The organism is Flavobacterium aestivum, assembly GCF_026870175.2.
Lineage (GTDB): Bacteria > Bacteroidota > Bacteroidia > Flavobacteriales > Flavobacteriaceae > Flavobacterium > Flavobacterium aestivum.
This window is the reverse complement of sequence record NZ_CP113977.2, coordinates 4,091,127-4,109,512: the sequence shown is the minus strand read 5'-3', so window position 1 is coordinate 4,109,512 and position 18,386 is coordinate 4,091,127. Positions and strand designations below refer to the sequence as shown.

The window sequence follows — 18,386 nt, the reverse complement described above, 5'->3', positions numbered from 1 at the left end:
TATTTGTCAGATTAAAAATATATTTAGATATTTGTCTAAATATATAAACACTTTGAATTATGAATGATATATTCAAAGCATTGAATGATGCCACGAGAAGAGAAATATTAGAACTTTTGAGAACAAAGGATATGTCAGCTGGGGAAATAGCAGATCAGTTCAATATGTCCAAACCAAGTATTTCTCATCATCTGGATATTTTAAAACGTGCCGATTTGATTACTTCCGAAAAATCGGGACAATTTATTTTCTATTCCATTAATACTACTATTATGGAAGATGTGCTACAATGGATTTTAACTTTTAAAAAATAAATAAATTTTACGAATATGAATTCAACTTTTAGAAAAGAGATTCCTATTATTGGAATTATGTTAATGCCTTTTGTTTATTTGGCTTTTATTTGGAATACATTGCCAGCAAAAGTTCCGACTCATTGGAATTATAAAGGTGAGATAGATCATTGGGGAGATAAATTTTCACTTATTTACCTGTTGTTGGCATTGCTTATTTTGTCCTATGGCATATTATTCATAATTCCTAAAATCGATCCTAAAAAGAGAATTACATTGATGGGAGGCAAGTACTATCAATTCAAATTTGCTTTTTTACTAGTGATGGTGATACTTTCTTTTTTTATTTTGTATGTAGCCAAAAATCAATCTTTTTCGACACCCAATATAAATTTTGCTCTTATTGGGATTTTGTTTGTAGTGTTAGGTAATTATTTCAAAGTCATACAACCCAATTATTTTATTGGAATTCGTACTCCGTGGACATTAGAAAATAAAGAAATTTGGAAATTAACCCATGCTTTTGCCGGTAAACTTTGGTTTATTGGAGGATTACTCATTATAGTCACATCATTAACTTTTTCGGATCAGTTTATGATTTACACTTTTGCTTCTGTTTTAGGTATGATGGTGATTGTTCCAATAGTGTACTCCTATATTAAGTTCAAGAAATTAGAGAAAAAGGAACAGTAGTTTTAACGATAGGCAGCAATTTTAATATTTAATCCAATAAGATGAAGAAAGCAGTATTTTTTTTAATAGCAATTCTAACCTCTTTTATTATGGTTGGGCAAGAAATTACGGGGCAATGGAATGGAGTTTTAAAAGTTCCGGGTAGTCAATTAAGAGTTGTATTCAATATCACTAAGGCGGAAAATGGTTATAGCTCAACATTGGATAGCCCTGATCAGGGAGCCAAAGGAATTCCGTTTACGAAAACCAGTTTTGAGAACTCAATTTTAAAACTAGAAATACCAAATGCTCAGATTGTTTATGAAGGAATGTTAAATAAGGATAATAATATAGTTGGTAATTTTGTGCAAAGAGGTCAATCTTTTTCTTTGAATTTGTCAAAAGGGAAAATCGAAGAAAAAATAGTCTTAAGACCACAAGAGCCACAAAAACCATATCCATACTATTCTGAAGAAGTTGCTTTCGAAAATAAAACGGATAAAAATGTTTTGGCAGGAACATTGACTTTACCTCGAAAAGAGGGCATTTTTCCAGCCGTAATTTTGATTACCGGCAGTGGTCCGGAGAACAGAGATGAAGAAATATTTGGACACAAACCTTTCCTCGTCTTAGCAGATTATTTGACTAAAAAAGGAATTGCAGTTTTACGATTTGACGATCGCGGAGTAGCAAAATCAACTGGAGACTATAAAACAGCAACCACATTGGATTTTGCCCACGATGTTCAATCCGGAGTTGATTATTTGAAAAGTAGAAAGGAAATTGACAAAAATAAAATTGGTTTAATTGGGCATAGTGAAGGTGGAGTAATTGCACCTATTGTTGCGGAGAATTCAAAGGATGTTGGTTTCATAGTGTTATTGGCTGGAACAGGAATTCGAGGAGATAAATTGATGCTTTTGCAAAAAGAAAAAATTGAGCATCAAATGGGAATTTCTGAAAATGAAATTCAAAAGGGGCAGGAAAAATTTAAGGGTGCTTATGATATAATTTTAGCTTCAACTGCTGCTGATGATTTAACAACTAAAATTAATAGTTATATCAAATCGCAATTTGGAAATAAATTGGACGGGGAACAAACAAGCGCATTAGTTGCCCAACTTACGAGTCCATGGATGGTTTATTTTCTGAAATTTGATCCTGCAACGGCTTTAGAGAAAGTGAAATGTCCAGTTCTGGCCTTAAACGGTGATAAAGATCTTCAAGTTCCCGCAGATGAAAATTTGGATGCGATTAAAAAAGCAGTTGCTAAAGGAGGAAATAAAAAAGTAACAACCAAAGTATTGCCTAATTTGAATCATCTGTTTCAAGAATGCAAGACAGGATCTCCTGACGAATATAAAATTATTGAACAGACATTTTCTCCAATAGCATTAGAGGAAATATCTAAATGGATTTTGGTTCAAGTCAAGTAATGAATTTATATTTCAGTAAAAAAGCCCAATGAATGGGCTTTTTTTGTGTTTATACTTTGCTTAGAATTTCAGAATTATTAAATATCCCTTATTTTTGCACAAAATAATATCCCTTGAAAACCAAACTTTTCCTCATCACGCCCCCATTTACGCAACTGAATACACCGTATCCGGCAACTGCTTATATCAAAGGGTTTCTGAATACTAAAAATATCGAATCGGTTCAAGCGGATTTGGGTATTGATGTGATTTTGAAATTGTTTTCGAAGAAAGGTTTGATTGATTTGTTTCAATCTAATAGCCAACAACCCACAACCGATAACTGTAAACGTATTTTTGCTTTACAGGATGAATATATTAAAACCATTGATCCCGTAATTCAGTTTTTACAGGGGAAAAATCCAACGTTGGCACTCCAAATCTGTCAAGAAGATTTCTTGCCGGAAGCTTCGAGATTTGCACAGTTAGAAGAACTCGATTGGGCTTTCGGGACAATGGGAACACAGGACAAAGCCAAGCATTTGGCAACGTTGTATCTCGAAGATATTTCGGATTTTATTGTAGAATGCGTTGATGAAAACTTTGGCTTTAGCCGATATGCAGAACGTCTTGGCCGAAGCGCTAATTCTTTCGATGAATTATACGAAGCTTTACAGCAGGAACCAACGTATATCGATTCCATTTTAATTTCGATTTTAAAAACTAAAATTGAAGTTATAAAACCTTCACTGTTTTTAATTTCGGTTCCTTTCCCAGGGAATTTATATAGTGCATTTCGATGTGCACAATGGGTAAAAGAAAATCACCCTGAGATTAAGATTTCTATGGGAGGGGGTTTTCCTAATACCGAATTACGTTCGCTTTCGGATGCTCGCGTTTTTGAGTTTTTTGATTTTATTACTTTGGATGATGGTGAAACGCCAATTGAAGAACTAATTACCAATATTGAAAATCCGGATTACAATTCATATAAAAGAACTTTTCTGTTAGAAGACGGAAAAGTAGTGTATAAAAACAATTCCACTCAACCAGATTACAAACAATCTCAAGTGGGAACACCAGATTATTCAGATTTGCTTTTGGATAAATATATTTCGGTTATCGAAATCGTGAATCCGATGCATAGAATGTGGAGCGATGGTCGTTGGAATAAACTCACGATGGCGCATGGCTGTTATTGGGGGAAATGCACATTTTGTGATATTTCATTAGATTATATAAAAGTCTATGAACCCGTAGCTGCAGGTTTGCTTTGTGACCGAATGGAAGAAATGATTGCCCAAACGGGACAAAATGGTTTTCATTTTGTTGATGAAGCTGCTCCACCAGCTTTGATGCGAGCTTTGGCTCTTGAAATTTTAAAACGAAAACTGGCAGTTACTTGGTGGACCAATATTCGTTTCGAGAAAAGCTTCACAGGAGATTTATGTTTGTTACTAAAAGCTTCGGGGTGCATTGCAGTTTCTGGAGGTTTAGAAGTGGCTTCGGATCGATTATTGAAATTAATAGACAAAGGAGTTACGGTAGAACAAGTAGCGAAAGTTACACGGAACTTTACCGAAGCCGGCATTATGGTGCATGCATATTTAATGTATGGTTACCCAACACAAACGGTGCAGGAAACTGTGGACAGTCTTGAAATGGTGCGTCAATTGTTCGAAGAAGGAGTATTGCAATCAGGGTTTTGGCATCAGTTTGCGATGACGGCACACAGTCCGGTGGGAATGTTCCCGGAGCAATTTGGAGCTATAAAAGAAACGGAAGTCATAGGTACATTTGCTAATAACGATATTAATTATACAGACAAAACGGGAATCGACCACGATAAATTTAGTTTTGGACTTAAGAAATCGCTGTTCAATTTTATGCACGGCATTTGTTTTGACTATGAATTGCAGGAGTGGTTTGATTTTAAGATTCCGAAAACAAAAATTGGTCCCGATTTTATTTTTGATGCCCTACAAGAAGAAAATAATTTTAATACCAAACCTAACGCCAAAATTGTTTGGTTGGGAGGAAAACCTACTATTGAGCATTTCACCAAATCCAAGAAAGGAAATAGTTGGGAAATGATGGCTTTGACTTTTCACGACAAAAAAGAAAGTTTTGCGATTCAAACAGCAAAAAGTGAAGGCGAATGGCTTATTGAAATGCTTCAGAAAATCTCGGTTTCGAATGCTAAAACCTATTCTTTTCAAGAAATAAAAGCCGATTTTGAAACCAGTTTAGAGGATTTTGAATTGTTTTGGTATTCCAAACCGGTGAATACTTTGAGGGAATTCGGGTTGCTGGTTTTATAGAATTAAAATTACACCATAAATAAAAAATTATTCACCATTAAGAGATTAAGGTTCATTAAGTTTAATAGTTTTATTTTGTAAAGTTTGTGTTGTATTAGCCCACAGATTTTGCGGATTAAACAGATTGACACGGATTTTTGATTTCCTTATCTGTGTAATATTCGCTACATCCATATAATTCTATTTAACTCTTTTTAAATAGTTGATATTAAGAATTCGAAATAGTGCTATGGCACTATAAAATCTGCCGAATCTGCGAGAAAATTTTTTGGCACGCAGATTTAGCAGATTAGTATTGTGAAAAATCTGTCTTTATCAGCGTTTCGCTTTAGCGAACCCGTTTCATCTGCGTACCTCAGACAACGCTTTTCTTAGTTAACAACTCATTGTCAAAGTCTCAACTTTCTTCAAATCTGTGGGATTTTTTTATTTTTAAGTAAATCATGATTTTTACCACTAAATTTTCGGGTACAACGGGTTTACGTGAGGGATAGAAGCAAGTTACCGAAGTAACGCGGATAGCCCGACTCTATTAGGGAAAGGGCTGTGTGAGCGAAAAGTGAAGTAGCCCTTTTCCTAATAGAGGCACGCCCCAATTGTAATTCTTCGGATGATTTTGTACGGAATTCGAATTTTTATTCACGAAAACGTTTTCTTTTCATACTTTTACTCCCCTAAAAGAGTAAAGAATGAGTGCTAATTACAAAGTAAATGTAAATGATACTTTTCAGTTTGATTTTGAAAAGGAAAGTATTTCTCAACTGGATGCAATACCTACGGGAGTAAATGAATTTCATGTACTGCATCAAAACACACCTTATAAAGCAGAAATCATCGCTTCGGATTTCAATCAAAAAAGCTATACGGTTAAGGTAAACAATACCAATTATACGGTAGCTATTTCTAATCCTTTGGATATTTTGATTAAGGAGATGGGGTTTGAAGTTGGGTTGACTAAACAAGTTAATGCAATTAAGGCACCTATGCCTGGATTAATTTTGGAGATTAGCGTTGTTGTTGGGCAAACCGTAAAAGAAAATGATAACTTAATCATCTTGGGTGCCATGAAAATGGAGAACAGTTTTCTTTCACCACGTGATGGTGTGATAAAATCCATTTCGGTGAGTACGGGAGATGCAGTAGACAAAGGGCAATTATTAATTGAATTCGAGTAAAATTATGAAAAAAATAGTAGTTGCCAATAGAGGAGAAATCGCCATTAGGGTGATGAAAACCGCACAAAAAATGGGCATTAAAACAGTGGCAGTATATTCTACAGCCGATAGAAATGCACCACACGTAAAATTTGCTGATGAAGCTGTTTGGATTGGGGAAGCACCTTCTAACCAGTCGTATTTGTTAGGAAATAAAATTATAGAAGTAGCCAAAGCGCTAAACGCAGACGCAATCCATCCTGGATATGGTTTCCTGAGTGAAAATGCTGATTTTGCAGAAGAAGTAGAGAAAAATAATCTCATCTTTATAGGTCCAAAGTCAAAAGCCATAAAAATTATGGGAAGTAAATTGGCAGCTAAAGATGCTGTTAAAGAATATAATATTCCTATGGTTCCCGGTATTGATGAAGCTATTACCGATATAGAAAAAGCAAAGCAAGCTGCTACAACAATTGGTTTTCCTATCTTGATTAAAGCTTCGGCTGGAGGTGGTGGAAAAGGAATGCGTGTGGTAGAAAACGAAGCCGATTTTGAATCTCAAATGAATCGTGCCATAAGTGAAGCTGTAGCTGCGTTTGGCGATGGTTCGGTTTTTATCGAAAAGTATGTGGCTTCACCAAGACATATCGAAATTCAGGTGATGGCAGACAGTCATGGTAACATTTTATATTTGTTTGAAAGAGAGTGCAGTGTTCAGCGTCGTCATCAAAAAGTGGTTGAAGAAGCACCTTCGGCAGTTTTGACGCCGGAATTGCGTAAAAAAATGGGAGAAGCAGCTGTTTTGGTGGCTAAATCCTGCGATTACTTGGGAGCGGGAACTGTTGAGTTTTTATTAGACGAAAATAATAATTTCTATTTCCTTGAAATGAATACCCGTTTGCAGGTAGAACATCCAGTTACGGAATTAATTACTGGTACTGATTTGGTCGAATTACAAATTCGAGTGGCAAGGGGAGAAGCATTGACAATTCAACAAGAAGATTTAAAAATAAAAGGTCATGCATTGGAATTACGTGTCTATGCCGAAGATCCGTTGAATGATTTTTTGCCGAGTGTAGGTCATTTAGATGTTTACCAATTGCCTGTTGGTGAAGGGATTCGTGTAGATAATGGTTTTGAGCAAGGAATGGACATTCCGATTTATTATGACCCAATGTTAGCTAAATTAATCACTTACGGACAAACTCGTGAAGAAGCTATTCAATTGATGATTAAAGCCATTGAAAACTATCAGGTAGAAGGTGTTCAAACCACTTTAGCTTTCGGGAAATTTGTTTTTGAGCATGAGGCGTTTTGTTCGGGGAAATTCGACACGCATTTTGTCAAGAAATTCTACAATGCCGATGTGTTGAAAAACCAAATGGCCCAAGAAGCTGAAATTGCTGCTTTGGTAGCATTGAAACAGTATTTTGAAGATCAAAAAATCGTACGCTTACCGAATTAAAAATATTTGAACCATTAAGGAATTAAGTTTCATTTAGAAAGAGACAAAGCTTAATTTTCTTAATCTCTTAATGGTTTAAAAAAATAAGTTGGCTTTAGCCAAAAAAGGGAAGTATTACTTAAAACTTAGCGGTTAAAAACAGTATGCAAGACAAAATAAAAACATTAAACGATAAAATTGCCGAAGCCCATTTGGGTGGAGGAACAAAACGTATTGCGAAACAGCATTCGAACAAAAAACTGACAGCAAGAGAGCGCATTAATTATTTGATGGATGAAGGTTCTTTTGAAGAAATCGGGATGTTGGTAACCCACCGAACTACTGATTTTGGAATGGAGAATGAAATGTATTATGGTGATGGAGTTATTACCGGTTACGGAACCATCAACGGAAGATTGGTTTATATTTTCGCACAGGATTTTACGGTTTTTGGAGGTTCATTATCAGAAACTCATGCTGAGAAAATCTGTAAAGTAATGGATATGGCTGTAAAAATGGGCGCACCAATGATTGGATTGAATGATTCCGGTGGAGCGCGTATTCAGGAAGGCGTTCGTTCATTAGGCGGTTATGCAGATATTTTCTTTAGAAACGTACAAGCCAGTGGTGTGATTCCGCAAATATCTGCCATTATGGGGCCTTGCGCCGGTGGAGCGGTGTATTCTCCAGCCATGACGGATTTTACAATGATGGTTGAAGACACCAGTTACATGTTTGTTACTGGACCAAATGTGGTAAAAACCGTGACGAATGAATCAGTGACATCAGAGGAATTGGGAGGAGCAAGTACGCATTCTACAAAGTCGGGTGTGGCACATTGCACTTCGACAAATGATGTGGTTTGTTTAGAAGACCTTAAGCGATTATTGAGTTATTTGCCTCAAAACAACAAAGAAACTCCTCATAAATTGCCGTATGAATTTAAGGATGAAATACGCGAACAATTAGCAAATATTATTCCGGATAATCCAAATAAACCTTATGACATGCACAGCGTGATAGGTGGGATTATAGATGAGGATTCGTTTTTTGAAATTCATAAAAATTATGCCGAAAACATTATTGTGGGCTTTGCCCGATTGGGAGGTCGAAGTATAGGAATTGTAGCCAACCAACCTATGTTTTTGGCAGGATGCCTAGATGTAAACAGTTCAATAAAAGCGGCACGTTTTACTCGTTTTTGTGATGCGTTTAATATTCCGTTGTTGGTATTGGTAGATGTACCGGGCTTTTTGCCAGGAACTGATCAAGAATGGAATGGAATCATTGTACACGGAGCAAAATTACTTTACGCCTTAAGTGAAGCAACGGTACCAAGAGTTACAGTAATTACTCGTAAAGCTTATGGTGGTGCTTATGATGTAATGAACTCCAAACATATTGGTGCCGACATGAATTTTGCTTGGCCTACAGCTGAGATTGCTGTAATGGGAGCGAAAGGTGCTTCAGAAATTATCTTTAAAAAAGAAATCAACGAAGCTGAAGATCACGAAGCTAAACTTCTGGAAAAAGAGGCAGAATATGCTGATTTGTTTGCTAATCCGTATACAGCAGCCCAACGTGGTTTTGTAGATGAGGTAATTCTACCGCAAGATACGAGACGCAAATTGATAAAAGCTTTTAGCATGCTTGAAAACAAAGAAAGCGTAACCCCAAATAGAAAACACGGAAATATTCCTTTGTAAGCGTTTATCTAAATTTTATAGATTAAAGAACCACCTGATTAAGGTGGTTTTTTTGTTAATATCAAAGTGGTTGGTTTAAATTTTCGTGAGTTCTGTTTATGAGATTTTACTATTCATATATGCAAAAAAGCATATATTTCATTCAGCCGGTTTTCTGTAGATATAATGGATTTTATAGTGATATGTTTATTTCTTTTATTATAATGCTGTAAAATTTGGTTTGTTTTGAATTATTTGATTAATTTTATGTTAAATGTCTTTGTATGTATTTTGATTACTTTAAATAGTTTCCGTGGGGTGAAAATATAATAGATGAGTTAAGGGAGCTGTTTGACTTAGGGTTGAAAATCTTTTCTTTTATTAATCTATAAATTAGTTGACCATGAGAAAAATAAAAACAATCTGTTCAGCTTTAGTCTTAGCACTATCAGTAATGTCCTGTAGCGGTGGAGATGATTCTCCATCAGATACAACAGCACCTCCTACAGGTGGTGGCACAACAGTAACCAATCCTACTTATTCAGCAAATATTAAAGCAATAATTGATGGGAATTGTGTTTCCTGTCATGGTCCGGGCGGAGAAAATAGCGATCATCCACTTCAAACGTATGAACAGGTTAGTGCCAGAGCTTCTGATATAAAGGAAAGAATCGGAAAACCGGTTGGTGATCCGTTGAAGATGCCAAAAGGAGGAAGTTTGTCACAAGCCAATATTGATTTAATCAATAAATGGATAGCGAACGGAATGCCTAATTAAATGTGTATCAAAAAAAGTTTTGCACGATACATTTATTATAAAGTCAAAATGACAAAATCCTTCAAATTTTTACAATTAAAAAGGAAGAGTGATGAATAAAAAAATCAAAATAATTCTTTTAATCCTTGTAATAGTTGGTCTTACTGGCTTGATTGCCTATAATTATGTAATGCATGGAGGAGCAAGAAATCTTGAAAAAGAAGAGACTAATTTCACAGTGACTTCGGTATCTATTGCGTCGGAATTTACCACAAATACCGAAGCGGCAAATAAAAAATACCTCGAAAAAGCAGTAGAGATAAAGGGTAAAGTCACAGCTTCAAACGAGAAAGAGGTTATTCTGGATGAGGTGATTATTTGTAGTTTCAGTAATCTGGATTCGTCAATCAAAAACGGTCAAATAGTAAATATAAAAGGAAGAATTGTTGGCTATGATGATTTGATGGGTGAATTAAAAATGGATCAATGTTTTGTAATCAAAAAATAAATTAGATGAACATAAAATTATTTTTATTCCTGGTGTTTGGACTTTTGGTGATTGAACAGGCTTCTGCACAAGACGAGTTGTTAAAACAATTAGATACCATAAAACCAAAAGAAAAACAAGTAGAAATTGCAGGTTTCAAAGGGTTACAAATTTGTAATATGCAATCGACCAAATTGACGGCTAAGGGTGAATGGTATGTATTGATTTCACACCGATTTGGTGATTTGACTGAGGGGTTGGATAATTTTTTTGGTTTGGATGATGCATACACAAAATTAGGGGGAATATATGGGGTGACAAATTGGTTGTCAATTGGTGCATCAAGACAAACGAATAATAAAATTTATGAGTTAACAGCGAAATATAGATTGAAAAGTCAGGAAGAAAATGGGTTTCCCGTAACGATTGTGGGCTATAACACTATGGATATCAATACAAACTTGAGCACAGATATTTATCCGAAATTAGAATTCTATAATCGTTTGGCATATACTACCCAATTACTGATTTCCAGAAAATTTTCCAGAAAATTTTCAGCTGAATTGGCACCAATTTTTATTCATAAAAATCTCTATGATCCAACTACCGAAAGGAAGAATCAATTTGTGTTGGGAACTGGAGGAAGATACAAATTGTCCAAAAGATTAAGTGTGAATTTAGAGTATGCGGCCCGAATAGATGCACCAGAAAACACTGTTTATCATGATTTACTTTCAGTAGGATTGGATATTGAGACGGGTGGACATATTTTTCAGTTATTGTTTTCCAATTGTCAGACTATGAATGATGTTTATGTGTTCTCTAATGTTAACGGAAAGTGGAACGGAGGAAGTCTTTATTTTGGATTTAACTTGTACAGGGTTTTTTAAAATTAATATGATATTCAGATGGGAAAAATAAAAATGTTTCTGGTTGTATTATGCGGTGCACTGGTCGTTTCATGTGAGTCGAACACTTATAGTGAAGTAGGCGAGCAAACGAGCAATCCCACTTATGTTGCGAATATAAAACCAATTGTTTCAGTAAATTGTATTAGCTGTCATTATGGTACGTATCAATTTCCTAATCTGGAAACCTATGAAGGAGTAAAAAGTGCATGTTTAAACAATAATTTGGTCTGTAGAATTGAATCAGAATCCTGTGGCGAAAGAATGCCACAAGGAGGAAAACTGCCACAGTCAAATATAGATTTGATAAAACTTTGGGTAACTAACGGATTTGTAGAAAAATAATCTTTATGCGATGAAAAAGATAGTATGTTTAATAATGTTCATTTTTGTGGGAAACGTAATTTTCTCCCAAAAGATGATGACGCGTACAGGAGAAATAAAATTTGAGGCTTCTGTACCTTCCTTTGAGCCAGTAGCGGCAGTAAATAATTCAGTTTCTGCTATTCTTGATGAATCCAATGGGGAATTTGCCGCATTGGCTTTGGTAAAAGCTTTTAAGTTTAAGGTTCCTTTGATGGAAGAACACTTTAATGAAAATTATATTGAATCTAGCCAATATCCAAAGGCGACTTTCAAAGGGAAAATCATCAATTTTGATGCCTCCAAATTAACTAATGAAGCAAAATATGATGTAGAGGGTGATTTAACGGTACATGGAGTCACTAAAAAGATTAAAACCAAAATGTCTTTAGTCTTAAAAGATGGAAAAATAAACGCCAGTTGTAATTTTACGGTTAAGGTTCAGGATTTTAATATAAAAATACCAAGTGTCGTGAAGAGTAAAGTGTCAGAGAATGTAGAAATTGAGGTTAATTTTGTACTCGCCGAGAAATAATGCTAGAAATACCATTTTCATATACTTATTATCAAAAAACCATCAAATGATTTTGTTGGTTTTTTTGTTTTTAGGATTGTTATGATTTAGAGTTTGATTAATAACAATCCGTTTTATTATTTCCTCAATTTGGTTTCACTCGTTTTCAACAGAAGTGAAATATTTCCAATAAAATATAATAGTATTTTTTAAATTCTGTATGAAGAATACTCATTTTGGCTTTTGGTTTGAGCTGGTAATATCATTCAAATTATTGTAAAAAACAGGACTAATTTAGTTTTTAATTTTGGTTAAATATAGGTGTACGTAGTATTACCTTGTTTGTAATCAAGTATTTATACTCTTTTAAAATTGGGTGTTCTTTTTAAACTTTGTGTAGCTATCAATAAGGAAGTTTGTTGAAAAGGTAAAAAAATACAATGCTTCCTTAAATAATTAACACACTTGGCGAAATCCGAAAAGCCTTTAATAGAGTAGGAAATTTTAAAAAATTAAATTTATGAAAACTCAAGATCTTAATGAAAAAGTAGGAGCTGAATTAGCTTCTTCAAACGAAATTATTAATGTTCAAATCATCATTGATACTGATAAAATAATCAGTGATATGAACAAAAAAGGTATTAAACCTAGCCAAAATAAAGATGCTCCAACAGGTTTGGATCATAGCTACCAATTTATGGTTGCTTCGACTTTGGCAAGCATAAAAGGTCAAGGAACTGCTGACCTAGAATTTAGAGCAGAAGTTGGAGACGTTGTGAGATTTAATGCTGTTTCTGAATATAATAACATGGATAATGCAGTATTGATGTATCAAATTAAAAAATTTGCTGGTACTGATGTATTTAATGAGTTTTCATCAAAAGTGTATACTAAAAGAGTTATTCAAGCTGCAGGAGGTATTTCACCACTTCCTCCAACTTTTGCAGATGTTAAATTCTGGTTTTATGAGTCTAGTATAGCTAAAGCAGGAACAGAGGATTTTGATATTCGTTTTGCATTATACACAAGAGTAAGAGGTCAAGAAAATCCAGTTCTATATGGTTATTTCTATTGGGATCCAAGAGTTGTTGTGAAATTCTAATTTCATAAAGAAAACTTATAGATTTTATTAGTTATAAGAGACTGTCCAAAAATTGGTTTGGACAGTCTTCTTTATGTTATGGCTATTCTTTTTTATTAGGTAGATATAAAAATAGAGTAGCAAAAATTGAAAAGTCTTTAATGGAGCTGAAAAATTTTTAAAATAAATAAACATGAAAACAAAAGAAATTTACGGGGCAGCTAATGCTTTTTTTGTTAACTCAGTAAATGAGATAATTAATGTAGAAATTATTATTGATACTGATAGATTAATAGATGATTTTGAAAACCCTAGCCAAGATATTGATAGTCCTATTGCTATAGATCATAACTATATGTATGTAGCTGTTTCAACCCCAAATGGGACTGTGGGTAGTGAAAATAATACTAAATTGAAGCTTAGTGCAGAAGTTGGAGATGTTATTCGATTTAATGCTATTTCTGAATATAATAACATGGATAATTCTGTATTGCTATGTGATATTAAGAAAGTTAAAGGCGCTAATGTTTTTAAAAAGTTTAAATCTAAAGTTTACAATAAAATCTCTATTGAGGCTGCTATAGGAGAATCACCACTTCCACCTGTATTTGCAAAGAGAAATTTTTGGTTTTATGAATCGAGCGTTAAAAAAATAGGTAAAGAGACATTATCTTTAAAATTCGCTCTATATGTAAGAGTTAGAGGTCAAAAAGATCCTGTTTTCTGGGGGTATTTCATTTGCAATCAGGTGATAGTAGTTGAAGCTATATCAGCTACTTCTTAAGTAGTATATATTTGATCATATTTAAAGAAGACTGCCTAAAGTATTTTAGACAGTTTTTTTATAAAGTGATCTCAAAAAATAGTATCGGGTTATTTCAGACCAAAAGATTATAGTAATTCTAAAAAATGAGTCATTACGCTTTTTAGATTTTGCTTGGTTTCTTCCTCTTTTATATCTCCATTTTCATCAGTTTTGCCTCTGGCACCTTTTATCAAAAGAGTAGTGCTGTCATTAAAATTTGCCTCTAATGTCTTCATTATGAGATTTAATTCTTCCTGGGCTTTTTCTCCCGAGGCCGAAGCCGTTATCAAGGCAGCAGGTTTTTTTGAAAATAAAGTAGTAGAAACAATCCATTCTAACGCATTCTTTAAACTTCCAGGCAAGCTAAACACATATTCTGGAGTGCAAATAAGGATACCATCAGCAATTCTTATTTCTTCTCGAAAAGCATGAATTGATTCTGGTAATTGGTCATTATCTAAGTCAGGATTGAAATGAGGTAAGTCTGCAATTGTATCAAAAATTATAAAATGAGCTTCTTCTGAAAATATTTTTGATATTGCTTTTACGATTTGTAGGTTAGTTGAGTTTTTTCTCGTGCTTCCTATAATGGCTAAGATTCTTTTTTTGTCAGGCATTTTTGCTTTTGTGATTTTAATACTTGGAGTAATTTTTTACAATCAATAAAAGTAGTTATTTATTTACTGTAAACCGAAACCCAATCCCGTGTAAATTCTCAATGGCAATTCCTTTTTCGTTTACTAAAATTTTGCGCAAGCGAGAAATAAAAACATCAAGACTGCGCCCCATAAAATAATCATCGTCACCCCAAAGAGAAGTCAGGATTTGTTCTCGTTTTAAGACTACGTTTTTATTGTCCAGAAATAATTTTAAGAGATCTGCTTCACGTTGGGTGAGAGTTATTTTTTCTGTTTCATTGAATAAGATAAAATTTTTGGTATCGAATTGGTATTTTCCAATTTCATAAATCGATTTTTCAACCGTATTATTTTTACGGGAACGTCTCAAAAAGATTTCGATTTTGAGGAGTAATTCTTCAATGCTAAAAGGCTTTACGAGATAATCATCGGCACCCAATCTAAGCCCTTTGATACGGTCTTCTTTTAAGGTTTTTGCCGAAAGGAAAATAATAGGAATATCAGCATCAAGTTTTCTGATTTCGGTAGCCAGTTCAAAACCATCCATTTTGGGCATCATGATATCAAGAATGCAAATATCAAAAGTGCCTTTTTTGAAAACTTCAAAACCGTTTTTTCCATCTTCGCAATGGGTTACTTCATAGTGATTTTGTTCCAAATTATCTTTGGTTAAAAATGCTAAAGTTGCATCGTCTTCGGTATATAATATTTGAACAGTACTCATTTAGTTTTGCGGAATTAATAGTGAAAAGGTACAACCTTTTTCTGGATTGCATTTTACAGAAATTTTCCATTGATGAAGATCACAAATTTTTTTGACATAATACAAACCCAATCCAAAGCCGTTTACCTCGTTGCTTTTTTGACTTGGAACTCTATAAAATTTATCAAATATAAAAGGAATGTTTTTAGAGGAGATGCCAATGCCATTATCTGTAAAATCCAATCGCAGATGTTTCCCCACTTTTGTAATACCGATATTAATTTCGGGTTTATTTTCGCAGTATTTTATAGCGTTATCAAGCAGGTTATAAACCAAATTAGAGAAATGAAATTCATCTGCTTCAATTGTAGCCAATTGTAAACGGGTATTAATTTCTATTTTGGTTTCTGGGTGTTTTAGCTTAATGTTCTCAATTACTGATTCTAAAATAGCTTGAATGTTCAATTGGTTTTTGTTTAAAACCAAAGGAGCAGTATCAGATTTTGCAATGGTTAAAATTTTCTCAATATGCTGATTCAATTTGTTGCTTTGATCGATAATAATATGAGTATACTTTTCCAGTTTTTCGTCTTCTAAGATTGGATTTTGCCTGCTGAGATAGTTGGAAGCTATCAATATAGAGGATAGTGGCGTTTTGAACTCATGAGTCATATTGTTAATAAAATCCCGTTGTAAATCAGAGTATTTCTTTTGCTGTAAAAGCGTAAAAATAGAATACACATAAACGAGTAAAATGACGATTAAAGCAATAAAAAGCACAAACCAGAATTTTAATGAACTGAACAAATAACTGGTTTCATTAGGAAATCGGATAGCAAAATAATAGATTAAATTTTTATGTTTGGGAAAATGTATAGAATGTTTGGTTTGTGTTTTTTCGGATAATGAGATATAATTGCCATAAACCATCTCATCGCTTTGACAATTGTACATAGCATATTCGAAATCCGTGGTGATATTCATTTTTTTGAACTCCGATATTAGATAAAATTCTAAAATTTCGGGTTCAAAATCATTGTCAATATTGACGATATAATAATCATTAGAAATTTTTCGAACCGGATTTTTACCTGGAAGCTCGTGATTGGTTCCTTTATATAATTTTTTGGCAACTTCAAGTAAAGCGATATGGGTTTTTTGACTAAACTTTTTTTCTTCAATAGTAAAGGCTTCTTTGGTCCAAAGCAATTGTGCCACAAGAATACCTATAATGGCAATTAATCCAATTATGATGCTACTATTGAGTTTGTTTAATTTCATATGAATAGGATTTCAGACTGTAATATTAATCAAAATTTAGCTGCCTTTTTTGTATTAACAAGTCGTTAACAAACATTTGAAACCGCTTAACAAGGGGGTGAGTTTTTCTAATCTAATTTTGAATTGATTAATTAAAACAAACTATTAACCAAAATCTGAAATAACCTGACAATTCGGGCAGATTAAAAAAAATCGAGTTATGAAAATTATAAGAATTTCAATGTTGGCATTAAGTTTAGGATTAATGTCATTTTCTGCTATCGCTCCAATAAATGCGCTAGTGAAAAAAGAGGTAAGTACAACTTCTTCAATTGTATGGAAAAGTGAAAGTATAGATGTGGGCAATATTCCTCAAAATACTCCCAAGCCTATAGTTTTTGAATTTAAAAATACAGGAAAAACTGCTATTCTGGTTACAAACGTTCAAGGTTCTTGCGGATGTACGGCTACAAGTTATACAAAAACTCCAATAGCTCCAGGGAAAACAGGTACCGTTACAGCGACATATAATGCTGTTAATGCTGGAGCGTTTACCAAAACAGTATCCGTAACGACTAATGATGATACAACTCCTAAAATTTTGACTATAAAAGGAACTGTTGTTGCGGCATCTACTGGTACAAAAAGTTAATTTTAAATTGTAAAAATGTACAAGAAACCACCTCTTCAGGTGGTTTCTTGTTTATATAACCTTTTTAAAAAGTTACAAAAGGATATAATTAATAATATAGCCATTTTCTGTTTAAATTTGTATTTTTGGAATCATGACCATTTAATAGTTTTAGTATTGAATACGAATTTGCTAAAAAAAGCATTTTGTATTCTTAAAAGGTATGGAGTAATTAATTGATTTAATACTGTAAAATTTGAACAATGAAATACAACAGATGTGGAAAAAGCGGATTGTTATTACCGCAAGTTTCTTTAGGATTATGGCATAATTTTGGGTCGGTTGATTCTTTCGAAAATGCCGAAAATATTGCCAAAGCAGCTTTTGATAAAGGAATAACTCATTTTGATTTAGCTAATAATTATGGGCCAGTACCGGGTTCTGCAGAGACTAATTTTGGAAAAATTATTAAAAATAATTTTCAGGGAAATCTTCGAGATGAAATCGTAATTTCGACCAAAGCTGGATATACTATGTGGAATGGTCCTTATGGAGACTGGGGTTCCCGCAAGTATTTATTGTCGAGTTTGGATCAAAGCTTAAAACGAATGGACTTGGAATATGTAGATATTTTTTATTCGCATCGTCCAGACCCGGAAACACCAATGGAAGAAACAATGATGGCATTAGATCATGCCGTTCGAAGCGGAAAAGCACTGTATGCTGGGATTTCCAATTACAATGCGGAACAAACCAGAGAAGCTACCGAAATTTTGAAGCGATTGGGAACACCTTGTTTGATTCATCAAGTGAAATATTCGATGTTTGTTCGACAACCAGAAGAAGGATTGCTAGACGTTCTTGAAGAAAAGGGAGTAGGTTGCATAGCCTTTTCTCCTTTGGCACAAGGACTTTTAACCGACAAATACTTAAAAGGAATACCCGAAAATTCTAGAGCTTCAAATCCTAATGGACATTTAAAAACCGATGAGGTTACCGAACTGAGAATTCAAAAAAGTATTGAGCTAAATACTATTGCCCAAGATAGAAATCAATCGTTGGCACAAATGGCTCTGGCTTGGTTGCTAAAAGACAGTAGAGTCACTTCGGTATTGATTGGAGCTAGTTCTGTTTCTCAATTGCATAATAATATTGATTCTTTGGAGAATCTATCGTTTTCTAATGATGAACTAGAGAAAATCGAACGAATTTTAAAAGCATAAAAAAATGGAGTGATTCTAATGGGGTCACAATT

General features: G+C 33.9%; 19 protein-coding genes. 16 read left to right on the top strand and 3 right to left on the bottom strand.

What is annotated here, in order from left to right; all coding sequences use genetic code 11:
* The first annotated feature begins 59 nt into the window (after positions 1–59).
* The 14 genes from OZP08_RS17460 to OZP08_RS17395 all read left to right on the top strand — a co-directional run bounded on the left by OZP08_RS17460 (position 60) and on the right by OZP08_RS17395 (position 13,878).
* Positions 60–314: an autorepressor SdpR family transcription factor gene (locus OZP08_RS17460; RefSeq protein WP_281322459.1), complete on the top strand. Its 255-nt coding sequence runs from the start codon at positions 60–62 to the stop codon at positions 312–314.
* Positions 315–329: 15 nt separating this feature from the next.
* Positions 330–986, top strand: a complete 657-nt coding sequence (locus tag OZP08_RS17455) for an SdpI family protein (RefSeq protein ID WP_281322458.1) — start codon at positions 330–332, stop codon at positions 984–986.
* Between the two features lie 41 nt (positions 987–1,027).
* On the top strand, positions 1,028–2,401 hold the full coding sequence (locus tag OZP08_RS17450) for an alpha/beta hydrolase family protein (protein WP_281322457.1): 1,374 nt from the start codon (positions 1,028–1,030) through the stop codon (positions 2,399–2,401).
* A gap of 113 nt (positions 2,402–2,514) precedes the next feature.
* Positions 2,515–4,701, top strand: coding sequence for a B12-binding domain-containing radical SAM protein (locus OZP08_RS17445; protein ID WP_281322456.1), 2,187 nt, complete (start codon positions 2,515–2,517; stop codon positions 4,699–4,701).
* Between the two features lie 689 nt (positions 4,702–5,390).
* Positions 5,391–5,876 carry an acyl-CoA carboxylase biotin carboxyl carrier protein subunit gene (locus tag OZP08_RS17440; protein WP_268847363.1) on the top strand — a complete coding sequence of 162 codons (486 nt, stop codon included), beginning with the start codon at positions 5,391–5,393 and terminating at the stop codon, positions 5,874–5,876.
* A 4-nt stretch (positions 5,877–5,880) separates the two neighbouring features.
* Positions 5,881–7,320, top strand: coding sequence for an acetyl-CoA carboxylase biotin carboxylase subunit (gene accC, locus OZP08_RS17435; protein ID WP_281322455.1), 1,440 nt, complete (start codon positions 5,881–5,883; stop codon positions 7,318–7,320).
* 143 nt (positions 7,321–7,463) lie between these two features.
* Entirely contained in the window at positions 7,464–9,005 is a 1,542-nt protein-coding gene (locus OZP08_RS17430) for an acyl-CoA carboxylase subunit beta (protein ID WP_281322454.1), read from the top strand.
* 382 nt (positions 9,006–9,387) lie between these two features.
* The gene (locus OZP08_RS17425; RefSeq protein ID WP_268847361.1) at positions 9,388–9,762 is read left to right on the top strand and encodes a c-type cytochrome; all 375 of its coding nucleotides are present in this window, start codon (positions 9,388–9,390) and stop codon (positions 9,760–9,762) included.
* Between the two features lie 91 nt (positions 9,763–9,853).
* Complete coding sequence (locus OZP08_RS17420; RefSeq protein WP_268847360.1) at positions 9,854–10,249, top strand: OB-fold protein; 396 nt, start codon at positions 9,854–9,856, stop codon at positions 10,247–10,249.
* Positions 10,250–10,254: 5 nt separating this feature from the next.
* Positions 10,255–11,118: a DUF5777 family beta-barrel protein gene (locus OZP08_RS17415; RefSeq protein WP_281322453.1), complete on the top strand. Its 864-nt coding sequence runs from the start codon at positions 10,255–10,257 to the stop codon at positions 11,116–11,118.
* A gap of 18 nt (positions 11,119–11,136) precedes the next feature.
* Positions 11,137–11,481, top strand: a complete 345-nt coding sequence (locus OZP08_RS17410) for a hypothetical protein (protein ID WP_268847357.1) — start codon at positions 11,137–11,139, stop codon at positions 11,479–11,481.
* A 10-nt stretch (positions 11,482–11,491) separates the two neighbouring features.
* A complete protein-coding gene (locus OZP08_RS17405) occupies positions 11,492–12,034 on the top strand; it encodes a YceI family protein (protein ID WP_268847356.1) in 543 nt (180 codons plus the stop codon).
* Between the two features lie 499 nt (positions 12,035–12,533).
* The gene (locus tag OZP08_RS17400; RefSeq protein WP_268847355.1) at positions 12,534–13,115 is read left to right on the top strand and encodes an inclusion body family protein; all 582 of its coding nucleotides are present in this window, start codon (positions 12,534–12,536) and stop codon (positions 13,113–13,115) included.
* Between the two features lie 172 nt (positions 13,116–13,287).
* Positions 13,288–13,878, top strand: a complete 591-nt coding sequence (locus OZP08_RS17395; protein WP_281322452.1) for an AidA/PixA family protein — start codon at positions 13,288–13,290, stop codon at positions 13,876–13,878.
* 107 nt (positions 13,879–13,985) lie between these two features.
* Here the strand turns inward: OZP08_RS17395 and OZP08_RS17390 are convergent, their stop codons facing one another.
* Genes OZP08_RS17390 through OZP08_RS17380 form a run of 3 tightly spaced genes read right to left on the bottom strand, consistent with a single transcriptional unit; the run spans position 13,986 to position 16,521 of the window.
* On the bottom strand, positions 13,986–14,516 hold the full coding sequence (locus OZP08_RS17390) for an NADPH-dependent FMN reductase (RefSeq protein ID WP_281322451.1): 531 nt from the start codon (positions 14,514–14,516) through the stop codon (positions 13,986–13,988).
* Positions 14,517–14,571: 55 nt separating this feature from the next.
* Positions 14,572–15,261 carry a response regulator transcription factor gene (locus OZP08_RS17385; protein WP_268847351.1) on the bottom strand — a complete coding sequence of 230 codons (690 nt, stop codon included), beginning with the start codon at positions 15,259–15,261 and terminating at the stop codon, positions 14,572–14,574.
* Entirely contained in the window at positions 15,262–16,521 is a 1,260-nt protein-coding gene (locus OZP08_RS17380) for a sensor histidine kinase (protein WP_281322450.1), read from the bottom strand. It abuts the gene before it with no gap.
* A 199-nt stretch (positions 16,522–16,720) separates the two neighbouring features.
* Here OZP08_RS17380 and OZP08_RS17375 point away from each other — a divergent pair, with 199 nt between their 5' ends.
* The gene (locus tag OZP08_RS17375; RefSeq protein ID WP_268847350.1) at positions 16,721–17,152 is read left to right on the top strand and encodes a DUF1573 domain-containing protein; all 432 of its coding nucleotides are present in this window, start codon (positions 16,721–16,723) and stop codon (positions 17,150–17,152) included.
* A 242-nt stretch (positions 17,153–17,394) separates the two neighbouring features.
* Positions 17,395–18,354, top strand: coding sequence for an aldo/keto reductase (locus OZP08_RS17370; protein ID WP_268847349.1), 960 nt, complete (start codon positions 17,395–17,397; stop codon positions 18,352–18,354).
* The last annotated feature ends 32 nt before the right edge of the window (positions 18,355–18,386 follow it).